The 18,105-nt window shown below is 63.5% G+C and carries 20 protein-coding genes and 1 riboswitch; of the genes, 18 read left to right on the forward strand and 2 right to left on the reverse strand.

The features are described 5' to 3' along the window. Positions 1-271: 271 nt before the first annotated feature. From FJ977_RS29050 to FJ977_RS29065, 4 genes are all read left to right on the forward strand, one after another. The gene (locus FJ977_RS29050; RefSeq protein WP_140775648.1) at positions 272-673 is read left to right on the forward strand and encodes a hypothetical protein; all 402 of its coding nucleotides are present in this window, start codon (positions 272-274) and stop codon (positions 671-673) included. After that, the gene (locus FJ977_RS29055) at positions 666-1,058 is read left to right on the forward strand and encodes a hypothetical protein (protein WP_140775649.1); all 393 of its coding nucleotides are present in this window, start codon (positions 666-668) and stop codon (positions 1,056-1,058) included. Before FJ977_RS29050 ends, FJ977_RS29055 begins: the two co-directional genes overlap by 8 nt. Beyond that, positions 1,021-1,713, forward strand: coding sequence for a terminase family protein (locus tag FJ977_RS29060; protein WP_246683369.1), 693 nt, complete (start codon positions 1,021-1,023; stop codon positions 1,711-1,713). The genes FJ977_RS29055 and FJ977_RS29060 overlap by 38 nt, the downstream gene beginning before the upstream one ends. A 397-nt stretch (positions 1,714-2,110) precedes the next feature. Further along, positions 2,111-2,845, forward strand: coding sequence for a terminase family protein (locus FJ977_RS29065; protein ID WP_140775651.1), 735 nt, complete (start codon positions 2,111-2,113; stop codon positions 2,843-2,845). A gap of 205 nt (positions 2,846-3,050) precedes the next feature. Here FJ977_RS29065 and FJ977_RS29070 read toward each other — a convergent pair whose 3' ends face one another. Then, the gene (locus FJ977_RS29070) at positions 3,051-3,758 is read right to left on the reverse strand and encodes a hypothetical protein (RefSeq protein ID WP_140775652.1); all 708 of its coding nucleotides are present in this window, start codon (positions 3,756-3,758) and stop codon (positions 3,051-3,053) included. A gap of 177 nt (positions 3,759-3,935) precedes the next feature. On the opposite strand from FJ977_RS29070, the gene FJ977_RS29075 reads away from it, so the two are divergent. The 3 genes from FJ977_RS29075 (at position 3,936) to FJ977_RS29085 (ending at position 7,548) form a co-directional block, all read left to right on the forward strand. Then, positions 3,936-5,504: a glycosyltransferase family 39 protein gene (locus FJ977_RS29075; RefSeq protein ID WP_181180107.1), complete on the forward strand. Its 1,569-nt coding sequence runs from the start codon at positions 3,936-3,938 to the stop codon at positions 5,502-5,504. 211 nt (positions 5,505-5,715) lie between these two features. Continuing rightward, complete coding sequence (gene msrA / locus FJ977_RS29080; RefSeq protein WP_056571625.1) at positions 5,716-6,234, forward strand: peptide-methionine (S)-S-oxide reductase MsrA; 519 nt, start codon at positions 5,716-5,718, stop codon at positions 6,232-6,234. Between the two features lie 525 nt (positions 6,235-6,759). Then, on the forward strand, positions 6,760-7,548 hold the full coding sequence (locus FJ977_RS29085; RefSeq protein ID WP_181180108.1) for a formyltransferase family protein: 789 nt from the start codon (positions 6,760-6,762) through the stop codon (positions 7,546-7,548). A 123-nt stretch (positions 7,549-7,671) separates the two neighbouring features. Here the strand turns inward: FJ977_RS29085 and FJ977_RS29090 are convergent, their stop codons facing one another. After that, entirely contained in the window at positions 7,672-7,980 is a 309-nt protein-coding gene (locus FJ977_RS29090) for a hypothetical protein (protein WP_140775654.1), read from the reverse strand. Positions 7,981-8,175: 195 nt separating this feature from the next. Then, positions 8,176-8,289: riboswitch (TPP riboswitch) on the forward strand. Here FJ977_RS29090 and FJ977_RS29095 point away from each other — a divergent pair. The 11 genes from FJ977_RS29095 to FJ977_RS29145 all read left to right on the forward strand — a co-directional run bounded on the left by FJ977_RS29095 (position 8,280) and on the right by FJ977_RS29145 (position 18,095). Continuing rightward, positions 8,280-8,888, forward strand: a complete 609-nt coding sequence (locus FJ977_RS29095) for a YkoF family thiamine/hydroxymethylpyrimidine-binding protein (RefSeq protein WP_140775655.1) — start codon at positions 8,280-8,282, stop codon at positions 8,886-8,888. Its footprint overlaps the riboswitch before it by 10 nt. A 35-nt stretch (positions 8,889-8,923) precedes the next feature. Further along, positions 8,924-9,742 carry an ABC transporter permease gene (locus tag FJ977_RS29100; protein ID WP_181180109.1) on the forward strand — a complete coding sequence of 273 codons (819 nt, stop codon included), beginning with the start codon at positions 8,924-8,926 and terminating at the stop codon, positions 9,740-9,742. Continuing rightward, the gene (locus FJ977_RS29105; RefSeq protein ID WP_140775656.1) at positions 9,739-10,506 is read left to right on the forward strand and encodes an ABC transporter ATP-binding protein; all 768 of its coding nucleotides are present in this window, start codon (positions 9,739-9,741) and stop codon (positions 10,504-10,506) included. The genes FJ977_RS29100 and FJ977_RS29105 overlap by 4 nt, the downstream gene beginning before the upstream one ends. Next, complete coding sequence (locus FJ977_RS29110; protein ID WP_140775657.1) at positions 10,499-11,515, forward strand: ABC transporter substrate-binding protein; 1,017 nt, start codon at positions 10,499-10,501, stop codon at positions 11,513-11,515. Before FJ977_RS29105 ends, FJ977_RS29110 begins: the two co-directional genes overlap by 8 nt. Before the next feature lie 234 nt (positions 11,516-11,749). Continuing rightward, the gene (locus FJ977_RS29115) at positions 11,750-12,376 is read left to right on the forward strand and encodes an isoprenylcysteine carboxylmethyltransferase family protein (protein ID WP_246683370.1); all 627 of its coding nucleotides are present in this window, start codon (positions 11,750-11,752) and stop codon (positions 12,374-12,376) included. A gap of 407 nt (positions 12,377-12,783) precedes the next feature. Further along, complete coding sequence (locus tag FJ977_RS29120; protein ID WP_140775659.1) at positions 12,784-13,368, forward strand: hypothetical protein; 585 nt, start codon at positions 12,784-12,786, stop codon at positions 13,366-13,368. A 294-nt stretch (positions 13,369-13,662) separates the two neighbouring features. After that, positions 13,663-13,827 (forward strand): DUF3309 family protein, encoded by a 165-nt coding sequence (locus FJ977_RS29125; protein ID WP_064988046.1) that lies wholly within the window; start codon positions 13,663-13,665, stop codon positions 13,825-13,827. Between the two features lie 429 nt (positions 13,828-14,256). Beyond that, positions 14,257-14,982: a GntR family transcriptional regulator gene (locus FJ977_RS29130; protein ID WP_140775660.1), complete on the forward strand. Its 726-nt coding sequence runs from the start codon at positions 14,257-14,259 to the stop codon at positions 14,980-14,982. 3 nt (positions 14,983-14,985) lie between these two features. Further along, a complete protein-coding gene (locus FJ977_RS29135) occupies positions 14,986-16,020 on the forward strand; it encodes an ADP-ribosylglycohydrolase family protein (protein ID WP_140775661.1) in 1,035 nt (344 codons plus the stop codon). Continuing rightward, positions 16,017-16,994: a PfkB family carbohydrate kinase gene (locus FJ977_RS29140; protein WP_140775662.1), complete on the forward strand. Its 978-nt coding sequence runs from the start codon at positions 16,017-16,019 to the stop codon at positions 16,992-16,994. The genes FJ977_RS29135 and FJ977_RS29140 overlap by 4 nt, the downstream gene beginning before the upstream one ends. Positions 16,995-17,033: 39 nt before the next feature. Then, positions 17,034-18,095, forward strand: coding sequence for an ABC transporter substrate-binding protein (locus FJ977_RS29145; protein WP_140775663.1), 1,062 nt, complete (start codon positions 17,034-17,036; stop codon positions 18,093-18,095). Positions 18,096-18,105 lie beyond the last annotated feature (10 nt).

Consider the following 18,105-nt stretch of genomic DNA (forward strand, 5'->3'; position numbering starts at 1 on the left):
CCGCCGCCGAGGCGGGTTTTGTGTTTTTGGCGCCTTGTCATGTGACGGCGCTGAGGCTGCCGATTTTGAACGCCGGCGGGACAGCGCCCCCCTCTGTCCTGCCGGACATCTCCCCCACAGGTGGGGAGATTGGCTGTTATCCTGGCTTTCGCCAATCGCCTACGCTGCAAGATTGGCGAGGCGCCGAAGCTGCCAATCTCCCCCCAAGTGGGGGAGATGTCCGGCAGGACAGAGGGGGGCGCCGTAGAGCGCGACCTCCGCGAGAAATCCAATGACCCAACGCTACGCCACGATCATTACCGACGATGATGGCCGCGAGATCGTCAGCGCCGTTGGCGAATTCGAGGGTGCTGCGCCGCAGCCGCGTCTGGGCCGGGTCGAACCGGCCGCGCCAGGCGTACTGATCGGCATGGTGCGGGATGTGGGCGGCGGCTTTGGTTTTCCGCAGTCCGGCAGTGGCGGGCAGGCCATTGGTCTCGTATTGGCGCGGCTCAAGGCGCAGGCCAGCGTGGCAAAACGCGCCGGTGCCGCAAAACCTGCCGCGACCGAAAAGCCGAAGCGCGCCAAGCGGGCGAGGAAAAAACCCGCCCGTTCGAAGAAGCCGGCCGGATCGGCGCAGAAGGCGGGCAGAGCGGCCGGCGATGCCGTTGCAAAGGCGACAGTCGATGGCTGACGACACCGCTGATCAGCCGGCGCGCCGCAAGACAAGGCCGGCAAGGCGCAAGCCGGTCCGCGAGACGGCCGCGCCGACGCCTCGTCCGAAGCGGACGAAAAAGACGCTGGGCGACGACTTTCTCGCCGCCGTGCGGGCCGATTTCCGCGCGCATGGCGCCGGCGTCATCGCCGAGGTGCGGGCCGACAAGCCGGACCAGTATCTGAAGATCGTGTTGTCAGTCCTGCCCAAAGATTTCGATGTCGCCGTCAACCATCTGGACGTATTGAGCGATGAAGAGATCCGCAGCCGCATCCGCAGCCTCGAAGCCGTCGTCAAACCGTTCCTCGAAGAGCCCGCCGATCGCCGTGAAGACGGAATACCTGGCGCTGCTGGCGGAACTTGACCGCCGCAGACGCAACAACCAGCTGGCGGCGTACAGACCGTATCAGCGCCAGGCCGAATTTCACGCGGCAGGAGCGGTCAACCGCGAAAGGCTGTTCATGGCCGGCAACCAGCTTGGCAAGACCAGGGCCGGCGGCGCGGAATGGGCGATGCATCTGACCGGCCGCTATCCCGCGTGGTGGCAAGGCAAGGTCTTCGACACGCCCGTGCGGCTGTGGGCCGCCGGCGTGACCGGCGAGGGCACGCGCGACAACCCGCAGCGCGTGCTGGTCGGCCCGCCGCAGCAGCAGGCGGCCTGGGGCACCGGCATGATCCCGGCCGATGCCATTGTCGACACCATCATGGGCCGCGGCGCGCCGGGCGCGCTCGACAGCGTCGTGGTGCGCCATGGCGGCGGCGGCGATGTGCAGGCCGGCGAGAGCGTGCTGTCGTTCAAGAGTTTCGAGAAGGGCCGCGAGAAATGGCAGGGCGAGACGCTGCACGGCGTCTGGTTCGACGAGGAGCCGCCGCTCGACATCTATTCCGAAGGCCTGACCCGCACCAACGCGACCGGCGGGATAACGATCGTGACGTTCACGCCGCTGCTTGGGATGTCGGATGTGGTGCTGTTGTTTTTGTCGGCGGGGGAGGTGGAGAGGATGGGAAAAATCAACTGACGAAGAGGAATCAAGGATATTGGCTGCCCGCAAGCTGCCTGGCGCGGGCCTTGGGATCGGTGGCTTTCCGGGTAAGCGGCATACACCTGACTTCGGATTGACCCAGGGCACGGTTCCAGTATTCCACGCATGCCTTGTTTGGCGTGTCTGGAATACAGACATTTCTGTTGATCGGCACGATTTTCCCGCCGGGGATTTGCAAAGATGAGGCTTGATTTGTGCAAGTTGTCTTCTTGCTGGAATAGGGCACGTTTGACTGGGTCGTGCAGGCGGCTGAGCTAACTGCAATAGCTATAACCAATGCTATGCGGATCATGTTTCCCCCCCAAAGTCGTTCGCCAACGTCGCACCGAACCCCATCGCTATCAACTATGCAGCTTGATCGGACTACACGAGAATGAGTCGTCACGTCACCTTCATGACCATCGACGATGCCGCGCATTATTCGGCGCAGGAGCGCGCGGCGATCGTCGCCGCCTATCCCGAACATGAGCGCGAGGCGCGCGCCCGCGGCATTCCGGTGCTGGGCTCGGGCCGCATCTTTCCTGTCGCCGAGGCGCTGATTGTCTGCGAGCCGTTCCGGCTGCCGCGCTATTGGCCGCGCATCGGCGCGCTCGATTTCGGCTGGGACCATCCTTCCGCCGCCGTCGAGCTCGCCTGGGATACGGAGGCCGATGTCGTTTATGTCACCAAGGCCGCGCGGGCCTCGCAGCAGACGCCGGCGATGCAGACGCTGACCCTGAGACCCTGGGGCGAATGGCTGCCCTTCGCCTGGCCGCGCGACGGCCGCCGCGAGACGCTGGAAGGGGCGGGGGTGGCGCTGGCCAAACAATATGCGGCACACGGGCTGAACATGCTGTCGCGCCATGCGCAGTTCGCCGACGGCTCGGTCTCGGTCGAGGCCGGGCTGATGGAGATGCTCGACCGCATGCAATCCGGCCGCTTCAAGGTGTTTTCCACGCTCACCGACTGGTTCGAGGAATTCCGCCTCTACCAGCGACAGGGATTTCGCATGTTCCGTATCGTGCAGGACGCGTTCGGGCCATCGACCGGTTACCCCGAAGGCTCGGCTGTGAACGGCATTCCGCTGCGCGACCAGGTGGTTTTCGAACGCGACCTCGGCGCGGATTGAGGGGTAGTGGATCCTCCACCTCGCGCTCCGGCTTCACGACAGTCGTTGACAGTCCAACAGCCCGCTCCGGTTCGCCGGAGCGGGCTTTTTTGCGTTTTGGCCTGAAGCGCGTCGCGGCGAAGTGGATTCATGCGACGCGCTTCAGGGCTTTGTTTTTTTGGCATGGCGTCTTCCCAAAACCGAGGTCGCCTTTGCGCGACATGCATCAGGCCAGGATGTTGACGGCGCGGGCCGCGACCAGTGCGATCGTCAGCAGGGAGATCATCGCCTCGGCCATCATCAAAAGCTTCGCGCGCTGGGAGAGTGGCAAGGTGTCGGTCGGCGAAAACGCCGTCGCGTTGGTGAAGGCGAGGAAGACATAATCGACGAAGCCCGGCAGCCAGTCGCGGATCTCGCGGTCGTTCAAGGTCATTTGCGGGAACAGGAAATCGGAATGGGCGCGGTTGACGAGGCCGCAGGTCGGCGGCCCGCCGCGATCGGTGCTCCAGAACCACAGGGCAAAAATGATGACATTGGTGACCCAGATGTTGAGCGCGTCGATCAGCAGCGTCTGGCCGCTGGAGCCGGCATGGCCCGCCAGCAGCGCGCGCACCAGGAACACCAGCGAACCGCAGTTCATGACGCTGACGACGCCGGTCATGACCAGGGCCGTCCTGCGGATCATGACGCGGAACCGGCCGACCAGATACCAGTGCTCCTCCTCGACCGCCTTCTGGGTGGCGACCTGTGTCCAGGCCGTGGCGACCGACAGCGGCACGAGCAGCGCCGCCTCAAGGGCCGGCGCCAGCCAGCGGGGGCCGAACGAAAGATCGTTGATCACCAGAAGCTGCAGGCAGATGATGACAAGGACAGCCGCGCGCGCCAGCCAGAAATCGAACGCGCGGTGGTGGATGACGGCATGCTGGTGACGCATCGAGTATCCGGGAGGTTCAGACAGGATCAGATATGCGGGTTGTTCTGTCTGGGGAGGGCAACGGAGCGCTGAAATTCCCGCTCAATCTTGGTCTTGCAATGGCCTGCAAGTATACTTTTTCGTAAGCTTTGACGTTGGGGCTGTTCGGCAAACCGGTCGGTGTGATTTAAGCGCCGCATGACGGGAATTGACGACTCCATAGATGGTTGGCTGCCGGCCGGGTTGCCTGTCGCGGGCATCGACCGTTCGTCGGTATGGTCCGACCTGCTTCGTCATCCCTGGCATTTGCTGGCCCTCTTGTGCCTGGTGCAGATCGTGTGCTGGACGGTGGTGCCGGCGCTGATCGATCCCGCGCCGCCTGGCGATGTCGTGGAAGGTTTCATGTGGGGCCGCGAATGGGTGCTGTTGACCTACAAGCATCCGCAGCTTCCCGGCTGGCTGCTTGAAACCAGCCATCTTCTGACCGGATCGTTCCGCTGGCCGCAATATCTGCTCGCCCAGCTGACGATCTCGTTGACCTTCGTCCTGGTCTATCTGCTGGCCCGCGACATGCTTGGGCAAAGCCGCGCGCTGGCCGCCGTGCTTTTGATGCCGTCGGTCTATTTCTTCGGCTGGCCCACCCCGCAATTCAATCATGACTATGCGCAGATGCCGTTCTGGGCGGCCATATGCTGGCTGCTTTGGCGTGCCGGCCGCGGTGGTGGGCCGGGCTGGTGGCTGGCGCTCGGACTGGTGTCGGGCGTCGGACTCTATGCCAAGTTCTCCACCGGCCTGCTGCTCGCCTTCGGCGCTCTCTGGCTGTTGTCCGACGCACGCGCGCGCAGCCGGCTTGCGACGCCTTGGCCATGGCTCGGCCTTGCAGTTTTTCTCGCCGTCGCCGCGCCGCTGGCCGTCGAACTGTACCGCATCGACTTCCTGCCGCTGACCTATTTCGCCGACCGCGACGCCTGGGTGACCGAACACCGTGCGCGCCTGTATTACATCGGTGTCCAGGTGGCCGGGCTCTCCGGCTTTCTGCTGGTGCTGTCCATATCAGGGCTGCTGCGGCGCTCGCCTGACCCCGAAGCGCCCGTCGAACGCGGCATTCTGGTCTATCTCGTATGGATGGGGCTCGGCCCGGCGGTCCTGATCATGCTGGCCTCGTTGTTCACCGGCACCGGTGAATCCTGGGGTGCGCCGATGTACAATCTTGTCGGCGTCGTGGCGCTCGCCTTCCTCGGTCGCCGGCTCGGCGCCTTCGAGATGCGAAGGTTGGCGATCTGCGCATTCACCTGCATCGTCACCATGTCGGCCGCCTATGCGGCGATCCGCTGGACGGACTGCAATGTGCGAGGGCGCATGGATGCAGTCTGCTGGCCGGCGCAGCCGATCTCGGACGAGGCCGAGGCGGTGTGGCACGCGGCAGCACCCGGCCGGCTCGACATTGTCGGCGGCGATACCAATCTGGCCATGCTGGCTGGTCTCAATGCCTATGACAAGCCGTCGATCTTCACCGACCTCAACATGCGGTTCGCGCCATGGATAACAGGGCGGCGCTTGCATGATCACGGCATGCTGATGGTCTGGTCGGGGCGTGGTGTGCCGCCGTCGCTGCGGGCATGGTTGGGCAACATCCCGGTCAAGACCGTTCTTTTCAACTGGTCGCGCGAGGCACCGCCCGTGCCAATCAATTTTGCCGCCATTCCGCCTGGCACGCGCTATCTGCCGCTTGCCGTGGACAGCCGAACCCGGCATCAGCGCAGCTGAAGCCTGTCGCGCGGTCCGATCGCGTTCCGCATCGTGATATTTCGTTCGTGCATGGCCGTACGCGGCCTGCAGGCGCCGCGTTCACTTCCAGTCGACTGGACGAAGCCGCCGACAATGCCCATTTATGGGAAATCCAATTTTGTTGTTGTGCAATTCAGGTCGGAAACGGCTACCGTTTCCCCCTTGAATTGCTTTCTTGAGGAGACGTGACATGGCGACTTCGACCGAACGCGCAGTGCTTGCCGGTGGCTGTTTCTGGGGCATGCAGGATCTGATACGGCGCTATCCCGGCGTCATCTCCACTCGTGTCGGCTATAGCGGTGGCGACGTACCCAACGCCACTTACCGCAACCACGGCACCCATGCCGAAGCCATCGAGATCAATTTCGATCCGGCCGTGATCAGCTATCGCACACTGTTGGAGCGCTTTTTCCAGATCCACGATCCGACGACGCGCAACCGCCAGGGCAACGATGTCGGGATGAGCTACCGCTCCGCGATCTACTATACCAGCGACGAGCAAAAGCGCGTCGCCGAAGACACCATTGAAGACGTCGATGCGTCCGGCCTGTGGCCCGGCAAGGTCGTTACCGAAGTCGCACCTGCTGGTGCCTTCTGGGAGGCCGAGCCCGAGCATCAGGATTATCTGGAGAAATATCCCAACGGCTATACCTGCCATTTCGTGAGGCCAGGCTGGAAGCTGCCGGTTCGTGAGAAGGCCGTCTCATAGGTTTACGGATAGGCTTTCGCGCGGCATGGGGCTATAATTGCTTCGCCGATTGCCGCGCGACCAGCCATCGCGTGGCGATTGACGGGAGGTGGCATTTACCGAAATGCGCGGGCTGATCTGACGGGGGTGAGCATGAAGAAGATCTATCGGAAGCCAGTCCTGGTGAAAAAGGGCCGCCTTTCAGACGTCACCGCCTTGATACCGCCTTCGCAAATCAAGGCCACCTGATCGACAGCCTTCATTGGCAAGTGCGGTCGGCCCGCTCGAAAAGGCCTGGCTCGACCGCCGTTTGAATGGGGTGACCGGCTTGACGGGCGCTTTGAGAGGGTGCCGCTTTTGAGCCCGCAAACCGGGCAAGACCGGCTTTCGGCCGTGTTCATACTCGACGTCAACCACTATACCGGGCCGCTGCTGGCAGGGTGGCTTGAAGCAGGCCATCACATCGGTGCGATTGTTGTGCCGGGGTTGCGTCGGCGCCCAAAGCACTTCAGCACCGGCAATTTACGCCGAAGACTGAAACGCAGATTGCTGCTCAGACGCTATATCGGCGACACGCCGGCAAGACTGATCGAATTCGGGCGACCTTATGATTGGGACACGCTCGGCAAGCAATTGTCGCAGGTCGAGGCCACTGTGTTGATCTGCTATGCTTTCCCCACATTGGTCCCACCGCAATTGCTGAGCGTCTTTCCCAAGGGCGGGCTCAATCTTCACCCGGCGCTGCTGCCCAACTATCGGGGCCCGCATCCTCTCCACCGCCTGGCTGTCGACGGCCAGCATGCCGTTCATGGCGGTGTGACGCTGCACAAGATGTCCGCCGCCTTCGATGACGGCGACATCCTTGGGCAGGTGTCGTTTTCGGAAACAGACTGGGCGTCGCGGCGGGCCTTGATCGACGGCTTGGCAAGCGCGATGCGCACGCTGGTGAGCGAGGTGGCGCCAGCCTACTGCAAGGGTAGCCTTTCGGGGACACGGCAGCCGGCCGGCGATTTCATCTGGGCGCGGCTTGAATCTGCCCACACGATGATCTCGCCGGCAATGTCGATCGAGCATGTCGATCGGTTGTGGCATGTGCTGGGCAATATTCCAGGGATCTATCTCGATGTCGCCGGCCGCAAGGTCAGGCTGGGGTTCCAGATCGGACGGCTAGGCTCGCCGACCGGACAAGTGCCGGTCGCACGATGGGGCACCGTGGAGTTCGATCTTGCCGATGGCAGGGTCCGGTATCTCGCCTATGGCCGCCTGCTCAAACGGCTCTTGAAATTGCGCGACGCTTTCGCGCGCTCTCAAGTCAGAAGTCGCGTCCTGAAATAGCGGTCAGCGAGAAACGATCGAGCAAGGGACTTGCCGAAAGCAGACCACCCCGGTCATCAAGACCGGTAAACGCGGAAAAGTCGCGGGGTTTGCGCGCCGCGACTTTTCTGGCTGCGATCGAAATTACTTGCCGCAGTTGTTGTCGTTCACTGTCGGTGCGGTTGCATTGCCGTTGGCGTCGCTCTGCGCACCTTGGGGATTGGTCGGGCAGTTCTTATCCGCATTGGAATTCATGTCGCCCGGCGCGGTGGTAGTGCTGTTGGTCGCAGCCGGATCGACCGTATTGGGTGAGGCCGGCGTGCTGGGGTCCACTGTGATCGACTGGCCGCTGCCGCCCGACCCTTCCGTGCCGTTTGCGCTATTGCCTTGCGCCATCGCGGATGTGGCAAGAGCAACGGTGAACGCCGAAGCTGCGAGGATTTTCATGAACATGGTTCTGTCTCCATTTCTGTGAACTCGTCGCGTTGCGACTGGTGGGTCAACCTCGCGGCTTGGCGAAGGTTCCCGATAAAATTCGCGCGGGGAGGACCCTCCGGCGTCCATCCCGTGATCAGATCTGGTGCAATGTTTTTGGCCCATTGCGCCGAAAAAACAGCTTCCCCTTCAGTTCGAATGGTGCTTTAACGCGTCCATCCACAGGGGTGCTCCGTACGGTCGGGGCTGAGACGGGGGCGGCAAGCCCACAGACCCTAGAAGCTGATCTGGGTAATACCAGCGGAGCGAGGCGGGCGATGTTTTCAGGCGCACAGATTTCCCTATATCCCATGGCCGACGATTTCGTCGGTGTCATCCTTGGTGCGCTCGGCGCACTCGATCCCTACCGGGACAGGCTCAGGATCGAGACCGACGACATCTCGACCTTGCTGGTCGGACCGCCCGAGGTGTTGTTCCCGGCGCTGCGCGATCTGTTCGTGGCGGCGGCGCGGAGCGGCAAGCATTGCGTGCTGTCGGCGGCCATTTCGCGCGGCTGCCCGGGTGAGCCGGACGATCCGATCTGCCGCTCCGACGCGTTTGGCGGACCTGTCGGGCCGCTCGGCCCACGCAAGGAAGCCGCCATCGCCGCGGTGCGCGATGCAGCTGCCACCGGCCAGCCGGCGGCGGCGCAATTCTCGCTCTATGTGATGGGCACCGGCGACCACATGGACGAGATCTATGGCTGCATCGATTTCCTGAAGCAGTCGGGCGTCTACGATCGCTCCAAGAACTTCTGCACCAAATTGCGCGGCGACACGGGCGCGATCTTTTCAGCGCTGAACGAGGCCTTCTGCCGCTTCGGGCCGGGTGCAGGCCACGTAACCCTCGACGTCACGGTTTCGGCCAACAGCCCGTCGGCTGTCTAAGCCGGCCGCGCTTCGGCGCGACCCCGTCAAAGGTTATGCCCGTGGTCTCATCATCAGTGCCGCGCCCGCTCGCGGAGTCCCTTACCAAGGCAGTACCCGCCGTCATCTCGGTCGGGTTGCTGCTCGTGGTGTGGGAGCTCTACGCTACCTATTCCGGTATCAAGCCGACGATCCTGCCTGCGCCGTCACGCGTCTTCGAACAGGCGATGCTCAATCGCGGGGCGCTGGTCGACAACGCTATTCCGACCATCCGCGCCACGCTGATCGGCTTTGCCTGTTCGCTCAGTGCCGCCTTTCTGCTGTCCATGCTGGTCGATTTCTTCCAGCCGCTGCGACGCGCGCTGTTTCCTGTCTTCATCATCAGCCAGACCTTGCCGCTGGTGGCGATCGCGCCGCTGGTGGTGCTGTGGTTCGGCTTCGGGCTGGCCCCGAAGATCATGCTGGTCGCGCTGGTCACCTTCTTTCCCATGCTGGTGGCTCTGGTGCAGGGCTACGAGGCGACCGAGACCGAGATCGGCCAGATGCTGCGCGCCATGGGAGCAGGGCGCTGGCGCGTCTTCTTGCTGGCGCGGCTGCCTTCGGCGCTGCCCTATTTCTTCGCGGGCCTGCGGATCTCCATCACCTATGCGGTGGTCGGCGCCATCTTCGCCGAATATGCGGGTGCGGCGAAAGGGCTGGGCATCTACATGCTCAACGCCAAGAACAATTTCCGCCCCGACCTGGTGCTGGCCGCCGTCGGTGTCAGCGCCGCGCTGACGCTTGTCCTGTTCGGGCTGACGGCGCTCTTGCAGCGCTTTGCCATGCCCTGGGAACGGGCCGGTCGGCAGCCGGCGGGGAAGGGCGCGCGGAGATGAGCCGGCTCGAATTGCGGCATGTGCGCAAGGCATTCGGTGGGCTCGACGTGCTCGCCGATATTTCGCTCAGCGTTGGCGCCGGCGAATTCGTCTCCATCCTTGGGCCTTCGGGTGCCGGCAAGTCGACGCTGTTCCAGCTCCTGACGGGTGCCGAGCATGGCGAGGGCGACATGTTGTTCGACGGCGCGCCGCTCGACGATCATGGCAGGCATTTTGCCTTCATGCCGCAGCGCGACGCGCTGATGCCGTGGCGGCGCATCATCGACAACACGACGCTCGGGCTGGAAGTGCAAGGCACCAGGCGCAAGGTGGCGCGGGCTCGCGTCGCGCCGCTGTTTGCCGAGTTCGGGCTTGCCGGCTTCGAGCGGCATTTTCCGGCACAGCTTTCGGGCGGCATGCGCCAGCGCGCGGCGCTTTTGCGCACGGTGGTGCAGGAGCGCGACATGCTTCTGCTGGACGAGCCGTTCGGCGCGCTCGACGCGCTGACCCGCGCGGCCATGCAGCGCTGGCTCGAGCAGATGTGGCGGCACCATCGCTGGACGGCGTTGCTGATCACGCACGATGTGCGTGAGGCCGTGTTCCTGTCCGACCGCATCTATGTGCTGTCGGCGCGCCCGGCCCGTGTGCTGCGTGAAATCAGGGTGCCGCTGCCGCGCCCGCGCGATCCGGCCGGTGCTGCCGCGCAACAGGTCGGCGCACTCGAGGCCGAGATCCTCGACATCTTGCTCAACCCTCAACCATCCAAAGGACATGACCATGACTGACTTGACGCGCCGGCAGGCTTTGCTGCTCACCCTTGCCAGCGGTCTTCCGCTGGTCGCGGGATCGAGCCGCTCCTTCGCGGCAACGCAAAAAGTCTCTGTCGCGCTGGACTGGACCGTCAACACCAACCACGTCGGGCTGTTCGTCGCCCGCGACAAGGGATTTTACCGCGAGGCCGGCCTCGAGGTCGACATCCTGCCCTACAGCGACACCGGCGCCGGCACGCTGGTCGCCAACCGCGTTGCCGATTTCGGCATCAACGGCACCATCAGCCTCTTCACCCAGAGGACCGCCGGTGCCGACTTGAAGGCGGTCTATGCGGTGGTGCAGGCCGAAACCGGCCGGGTGGTCTTCAATGCGGCGCGCAGCGAGATCAAAAGCCCGAGGGACCTCGACGGCCTGACCTATGGCGGTTTCGGCAGCGCCTGGGAAAATGCGCTGATCTCGACCATCATCCGCCATGACGGCGGCAAGGGCAATTTCGAGACGGTGACGCTCGGCACCTCCGCCTATGAAGCGCTGGCCAATGGCTCGGTCGACTTCACGCTGGAGGTCGCGACCTGGGAAGGCGTCGAGGCCGAACTCAAAGGCGTCAAGCAGCGCAGCTTCGTCTATGCCGACTACGGCGTCCCCGACGAGCACACGACACTGATCTCGTCGAGCGAAGCGTATCTCAAAGCAAACCCGGCATTGGCGTCGGCCTTCGTCGAGGCAACGCGGCGCGGTTATCAGTTCACCGTCGATCATCCGGAAGAAGCCGCCGTGCTGCTGATCGCCGCCAACAAGGATGCCCTGACCAATCCGTCTTTGATCGAGGCGTCGCTGAAAGTGCTGATCGACGGACACTATCTGCGGGCGGAAAACGGTGCCATCGGTACGATGGACCCGGCCAAGATGGACGCGATCGGCGGCTATCTCTTCACTGCGGGCATTTTGCACGACGCCGATGGCAAGGTTCTGACGCAACGTCCGGATTTCGCCAGGTATTTCGCAAATTCATATCTGGGTTGAGGCTGGATGCGCGTCACCGGTGGCGCTCGGTGAGCTACGTCGGTTTGGCGTCGGGGCGCATCTTTCTCCAGCCTTCCGGTCGATCCCGTCAATCCTGATCCGGTCTTGCCGGTTAACCGCCCGGCAATGGTTGCATGCAATGGTCCCGCCGAGGGGATCATCGGGGTGTTTGCCTTGTTCACGTCAAAAAGTGGAACGCTTCCAAGCGCCGGCCGGGACAGGATCTTATCCGACGTGCGCAAGCGCGAGATCCTTGCCGACCTGCGTGAAGGCTTCTTTCGCGCCTGTGCCCTGGCCTGCGCGGGGCTGTTCGTCTATCGCGGCCTTTATCAGGTCGTGGAGGATCCGACCCGGCTCAACGCCGCCTTGGTGGCGATTTCCGAGATACTCACCTTCACCTGGCTGCTTTTGTCGCGGCGTCCGGTGACGCGTGACTGGAATCCGCTTACGGTCATCGTCTCCGTGAGCGCCAGTTTCGGGGTTGCATTGATCAGCCTTGAACCTGGCATGGCGCTCGTTCCAGTCTATATCGCCGCGCCGTTGCAGGTCGCGGCGCTGCTATTCGTCATCTGGGGCAAGATATCGCTTGGCCGTTCCTTTGCCATCCTGCCCGGCAACCGTGGCGTGATGACGGGCGGCGCCTACCGTATCGTGCGGCACCCGATCTATGCCGGCTACCTTGCCGGCCACGTGCTCTACCTGCTGTCGGCCTTTTCCTTCCACAACCTCGCGGTCTATGCGGTCATCACCTATTTGCAGCTTTATCGCATCCTGCGCGAGGAGGCCCTGCTGGCGGCCGAGCCGGAATATCGCGCCTACATGGAACGGGTGCGCTACAGGCTGTTCTACCGGATATTCTGAGAGCAGGACTGTCGTCGAAGAGGCTGTGGGCGATCCTGTCGGGCTTGGGGATGGCTGGCAGCGCTTACCCGAAGCGGTTCCTCGTTTCTGTCCTCATCGCTGATTTATGTCCGATCTTCCGGGTTGCGCCAAGCGGAGATCAGCAATGGCGGGAGTGGCGCTTCCGTGGAAAATCGTTTTTATCTCCAGATAAGCCACTATATCGATAATACGTACTCTTTGATGTAAAATTTCTCTTACGCATCTATTATATTTTTATTCGTCTTATAATTTCTGTATTTTTGCAATAAACACCATCACCTCCGTAAGTATACGTTGATTTGAAACCTGATCTCCCCTGTCACGTAGTTGAATCTGCAATCGGCTGTACGCCGACTGCCTTAGCGCAACGACAACAGGAGAGTGTTATGGCTTTTACCATCAAGACAGTCGCCAGTGTGTTGGCCGGTAGTGCGATAGTCGTCGTTCTTTCCTTGCCAGCGAATGCGGCAGGGCTGGGTGTCGGCGCCTCGGTGGGTGGTGGCGGCGGCGTCAATGCCGGTGCCGGCGCCTCCGTCGGCGGCGGCGGTGGCGTCAACGCCGGTGCCGGAGCATCGGTTGGCGGGGGCGGTGGCGTCAATGCTGGCGCCGGTGCCAATGTCGGCGGATCTAACGGCGTCAACGCCGGATTGGGGGCCTCGGTCGGTGGAAGCAACGGCATCAATGGCGGGGCAAGTGCGAATGTCGGCGGCACGGGTGGCGTTACCGCCGGGCTCGGCGCCAATGTCGGCGCCACGAGCGGGGTCGGCGTCGGGGTCGGCATCGGCGGAACCAATCCGACAACTCCGTCCAACCCAAGCAATGCGTCGAAGGCGAGCCTCTCGGGTGTCGTGGCCCAGATGTCCGGCAGCCAGGTGGCGCGCATGAAGAAGCGGTGCGTCGACGTGCTTAGCAACGCAGGCACCTATGACCGCGATCTGCGTCAACTCTGCCTGCTGATCGCCCGTCGTTGAGGCAAGGGGCGCCAGGGACGGAAGTGCCAAACCAGCCGTGAGGCTTTGACAGCACTCTCCCGGCTACGGCCGGTCGGAAGCCCGCCATTCAGGCGGGCTTCCTGCGTGTCGAGCGCTTTCAATCACCGGCGCTTTGTTGTTTGAGATTTCATTCGCCAGCGAAAATCATCTCCGTGCGGATGTCGTGCCACAATCGCGCGGAACGGTAGGGCTGCTCGAACGTTCTCGTCTTCGAAACATCGCATGCAGCGATGTTAAAACCGGCGTGGCAGCGCCTACAGGAGCGGGAAAACCATGAGCTTAGGCACCATACTCATCATCATCCTTGTCATTGCGCTGCTTGGCGGTTTCAGCGGGCTCGGCGGCGGGCCGTTCTATGGAACTGGCTACTATGGTGGCGGCGGGCTCGGGCTTGTGCTGCTGATCATTATCGTCCTTGTCGTGCTAGGGCGGATCTAGAGGCCCACAAGGCTTCGGATAATCGCGATCTCGTGACCGTGTCCAGCTCGGAGCGCACCGGATTGTGATGAAAGCGAGCCGGCTTGTGATCCCAAATTTTTCGCGATTCTCGTATTGTGAATTCGGTCCACACCCCCCGTGGAAACAAGAGGAGAGGGTCCCACCCCTTTATCCTCCTCCAAGGCCCGCCCCGGCATCCGGAGCGGGCTTTCTTTTTTTCCCAAGGCAAGTGTTTTGAAGGCAGACCGGCATTGGCCACCAATAACGAGGATTCCGGCCTAACCGCCGGCAACCGTCAGTCGGTGCCCTCAAGGGCTGTCCCGCATTGAGGTGAGGATCGTCCATTCCCTGTCATCGAGCGACCGTTGACAGCACTGCCACGGCGGTATATTGAACAGGACTATACAGGTTCACTGAACAGGTATGCATATGAAGCGGCGCGCGGTTCAACTGTCTCCCGGCACGGGCAAGCCCGAGCAGATCGCGACCGTTCTGGAACATGAAATCCGTTCCGGCCTGCTCGGCTTCGGCGACCGCCTGCAAAGCGAAAATGAACTCGTCCAGCGCTTCTCCGTCAGCCGCAACACGGTCCGCAAGGGCCTCGAGGAACTGTCCAGCCGCGGGCTGATCACCACCAAGGTCGGCATCGGCTCCTTCGTCACCTTCGACGGCAAGCCGGTCGACGACGCCATCGGCTGGTCGCGGGCGCTGGCCAATGCGGGCGCCAATGCCGAGACCAGGACGCTGCGGCTGGAAGTGATTGAAGACGCCGATCTGGCAGCCTTGCTTGGCATCGAAAGCCCGTTCTTCATCGCCGTTGACCGGGTGCGTACCAATGCCAGCGACGGCCATGCGATTTCCATCGAGCGCAGCCGCCTGCCGCTGTCGCCGGAGCTGGAGGATGTGCCGCTGCGCGGCCTGCGCGAAGGATCGCTGCACCAGACGCTGCGCGGCGCCGGCCTGATCCCCGACCATGGCGAGGAATGGGTGGGCATCGAGATGCTCAATGCCGAGGATGCGGCCATTCTGGGCTGCCCGCAAGGCACGCCCTTCCTGCGCGGCCGCCGGCTGACGCGTGCGGCCGACGACCGGCCGATCGAATATGTCACCAGCCTGCTCAATCCCGCGCATTTCGCGCTGCATATGAGGTTCTGAGCGATGCCGGACAACATCACGCTTGATCGCGCAATGGGCGCGCTTGTCGGCGGCGCGCTGGGAGACGCGCTCGGCATGCCGACGCAGCTTCTGTCGCAGGCCCGGATTGCCGAACTCTACGGCCATGTCGAGGATTTCATCGCGCCCTTCGCCGATCATCCGGTGTCGAAGGGGCTCGCGGCCGGCACTATCACCGACGATACCGAACAGGCGCTGCTGCTCGGCCGCATTTTGGTCGAGTCCGGCGAGCGCTTCGACCATGCGCGCTGGGTCAACGCGCTGCTCGACTGGGAGCGCGAGGTCAAGGCGCGCGGCAGCTACGATCTGCTGGGACCATCGACCAAGCGCGCCATCGATGCCATCAACAATGGCGTGCCAGCGGAAGAGGCGGGGCGCGGCGGCGACACCAACGGCGCGGCGATGCGCATCGCGCCGGTCGGCATCATGATGCCGCTGGAGCCGCTCGATGCGTTGGTCGCCAAGGTGGCCGAGACCTGCCGGGCGACGCACAACACCTCGATCGCCATAGCGTCGGCCGCCGCCGTCGCGGCCGCCGTCAGCCACGGCGTGTCCGGCGGCGATTGGCGCGCCGCATCCGGCAGTGGCGTCGCTGCGGCGAGGCGAGGGGCGACGCTTGGCCATTGGGTGACCGGCGGCGACATCGCGGCGCGTATCGTCTGGGCGCAGGATCTGGTGCGCGGCAAGGTGATGAGCGATGCAATCCGGCTGATCACCGATCTGGTCGGCACCGGCGTCGCCAGCCAGGAATCCGTTCCGGCGGCCTTCGCGGTGCTCGAGCTTGCCGGCGGTGACCCCTGGCAAGCGGCTGAAATCAGCGCCAACCTCGGCGGCGACACCGATACGATCGGCGCCATCGCGGCCGGCATGGCCGGCGCCTGCACCGGCTTTTCGCGATTGCCCGGGGATCGCGTCGCCGGCCTCAGGGGGATCGACATGGCGGAGGTTCGTGCGCTCGCCGCCGACCTTGTTGCGGCGCGAACGTCCAAAACCGGTTCCGGCAAGGACGCCGCGGCATGAGCGGGCGTCTCGTCCATATCGGCAGCGCGGTGGTCGACTATGTCTACCGCATCGACGCCTTGCCGGCGCCGGGTACGGAGAAGACGGCATCCAGCTACGCGCAGGTCGCCGGCGGCGGCTTCAACATGATGGTCGCTGCCACCCGCACCGGCATGACGGTGGTGTTTGGTGGCCAGCTCGGCAGCGGGCCGAATGGCGATTTCCTGCGCGCCGCGTTCGCCGCCGAGGAAATCGGGACGCTGACGGCCCCATCGCCTCATATGGACAGCGGCAATTGCGTCGCCATGATCTCGAGCGACGCCGAACGCACTTTCGTGTCATGGCCCGGTGCGGAGAGCGTTCTCAACCTCGACATGATGGCACCGGTATCAGTGGCGCCGGGTGATTGGGTGTTCACTTCGGGCTACACGCTGAGCTACCCGGGCAGCCGCGACGCGCTCGCCGACTGGATCGAGGCGCTGCCGGAGAACATTCCCTTTGTCTTCGACCCGACGCCCGTCGTTTCAGACATTCCACGCCCGATCCTGTCGCGTGTGCTGGCCTGCTCGGCATGGCTGAGCTGCAATATGGCGGAAGCCGCCGAGATCGCCGGCCAGGGCGATGTCGAGACCCTCGCGGCGCGGCTGCTTGCCGATCATTGTCCAAGGGCGGCCGGTGTCGTGATCCGCTCCGCCGCCAAGGGCTGCCATGTCAGGCTGGCCGACGGTTCGGCGCGAACCATTGCCGGTTTCAAGGTCGATGCCGTCGACACCAATGGCGCCGGCGACACCCATATCGGCGCTTTCGTCAGCGCGCTGGCGCGGGGTGCACATCCTTTCGAGGCGGCGCGCTACGCCAATGCGGCGGCCGCCATTTCGGTGACCCGTCATGGCGGCTCGTCGGCGCCGACCGACACCGAGATCCAGACTTTCCTGACCCAGGCCGCCGCGACCGGCACGCCGGGCCAGAACCAGAAGGCCCATCAGACAGCCTGACAAGCCCCGCCAAGCGGGCAAACAAAGAGAGGAACCAACATGCGCATGCCAAGACTGACTGCTCTCTTGACGGCGACCGCCGTCTTCACCACCGCGCTCACGCTGGCCGCCAGTGCCGCCGAAGTGCATGTGCTCAACTGGAAAGGCTACGGCGCCGACGAACCATGGGCCGTCGAGGCCTTCGAGAAAGCGACCGGCAACAAGGTCGTCAACGACTTCTTCAATTCCGAACAGGAAATGCTGACCAAGATCCGGACCAATCCCGGCCTCTACGACGTCGTCATGATCAACGCCGCCTTCAACGACCAGGCGATGGCGGAAAAGCTGATCCAGCCGATCGATACCTCGAAACTGCCGAACTATGCCGACATCAGCAAGGACAAGGCGGGTTCGCCGATGCTCGACCATGACGGCAAGGTCTATGGCGTGCCGTGGGTGTGGGGCCTGACCGCGCTCGCCATCAACGAAAAGTCCTTCGACAAGCCGCCGACGTCGATCGCCGAAATGTGGGATCCCGCGCACAAGGGCCGCGTCGTCATCCGCGACGACGCCGTCGAGGCGGTGCAGTTCGGCGCCATCGCCACCGGCCAGAACATCAACGACATCAAGGATATGGATGCGGTCAAGACGAAGCTCACCTCGCTGATGCCGCAGATCAAGACCTTCTGGAGCTCGGAGAACGACTGGAACCAGATGGTCGCCTCCAACCAGATCGACATCGGCACCTATTGGAGCGGCTCGGCCGACCGCGCCAAGACGCACTTCAAGCTGCCGGTTTCGCTGGTCATTCCGCAGGAGGGCGCCGTTGCCTGGCTCGACGCGTTCTCGATCCCGGCAGGTTCGAAGAATGTCGAAGGCGCGCAGGCCTTCATCAACTGGATGATCGACCCGAAATTCTATGTCGAATGGGTCACCAAGGTCGGAGCCCCCGTCTCTGCCAACACCAAGGCGGTGGAAGCGCTGCCCGAGGATGCCTTCAACCGCAAGGTCATGGGTGATCCCGAGGTTGCCAAGCGCATCCAGTTCCAGGCGCCGATCACCGACGCGCAGCGCGAGGCTTATCTGGCGCTCTGGCAGCAGCTCAAGGTCGACGTGAAGTAAAACGCACGTC

This window comes from Mesorhizobium sp. B2-1-3A, from assembly GCF_006442655.1.
In the GTDB taxonomy this organism is placed as follows: Bacteria; Pseudomonadota; Alphaproteobacteria; order Rhizobiales; family Rhizobiaceae; genus Mesorhizobium.

What these genes read in the sequence shown, in the direction of transcription:
- FJ977_RS29050 (WP_140775648.1), top strand. Translation starts at nt 272, where the DNA reads ATGACCCAACGCTACGCCACGATCATTACCGACGATGATGGCCGCGAG.
- FJ977_RS29055 (WP_140775649.1), top strand. Translation starts at nt 666, where the DNA reads ATGGCTGACGACACCGCTGATCAGCCGGCGCGCCGCAAGACAAGGCCG.
- FJ977_RS29065 (WP_140775651.1), top strand. Translation starts at nt 2,111, where the DNA reads ATGAGTCGTCACGTCACCTTCATGACCATCGACGATGCCGCGCATTAT.
- FJ977_RS29070 (WP_140775652.1), bottom strand. Translation starts at nt 3,758, where the DNA reads ATGCGTCACCAGCATGCCGTCATCCACCACCGCGCGTTCGATTTCTGG.
- FJ977_RS29075 (WP_181180107.1), top strand. Translation starts at nt 3,936, where the DNA reads ATGACGGGAATTGACGACTCCATAGATGGTTGGCTGCCGGCCGGGTTG.
- msrA (WP_056571625.1), top strand. Translation starts at nt 5,716, where the DNA reads ATGGCGACTTCGACCGAACGCGCAGTGCTTGCCGGTGGCTGTTTCTGG.
- FJ977_RS29090 (WP_140775654.1), bottom strand. Translation starts at nt 7,980, where the DNA reads ATGTTCATGAAAATCCTCGCAGCTTCGGCGTTCACCGTTGCTCTTGCC.
- FJ977_RS29095 (WP_140775655.1), top strand. Translation starts at nt 8,280, where the DNA reads ATGTTTTCAGGCGCACAGATTTCCCTATATCCCATGGCCGACGATTTC.
- FJ977_RS29100 (WP_181180109.1), top strand. Translation starts at nt 8,924, where the DNA reads ATGCCCGTGGTCTCATCATCAGTGCCGCGCCCGCTCGCGGAGTCCCTT.
- FJ977_RS29105 (WP_140775656.1), top strand. Translation starts at nt 9,739, where the DNA reads ATGAGCCGGCTCGAATTGCGGCATGTGCGCAAGGCATTCGGTGGGCTC.
- FJ977_RS29110 (WP_140775657.1), top strand. Translation starts at nt 10,499, where the DNA reads ATGACTGACTTGACGCGCCGGCAGGCTTTGCTGCTCACCCTTGCCAGC.
- FJ977_RS29120 (WP_140775659.1), top strand. Translation starts at nt 12,784, where the DNA reads ATGGCTTTTACCATCAAGACAGTCGCCAGTGTGTTGGCCGGTAGTGCG.
- FJ977_RS29125 (WP_064988046.1), top strand. Translation starts at nt 13,663, where the DNA reads ATGAGCTTAGGCACCATACTCATCATCATCCTTGTCATTGCGCTGCTT.
- FJ977_RS29130 (WP_140775660.1), top strand. Translation starts at nt 14,257, where the DNA reads ATGAAGCGGCGCGCGGTTCAACTGTCTCCCGGCACGGGCAAGCCCGAG.
- FJ977_RS29135 (WP_140775661.1), top strand. Translation starts at nt 14,986, where the DNA reads ATGCCGGACAACATCACGCTTGATCGCGCAATGGGCGCGCTTGTCGGC.
- FJ977_RS29140 (WP_140775662.1), top strand. Translation starts at nt 16,017, where the DNA reads ATGAGCGGGCGTCTCGTCCATATCGGCAGCGCGGTGGTCGACTATGTC.
- FJ977_RS29145 (WP_140775663.1), top strand. Translation starts at nt 17,034, where the DNA reads ATGCGCATGCCAAGACTGACTGCTCTCTTGACGGCGACCGCCGTCTTC.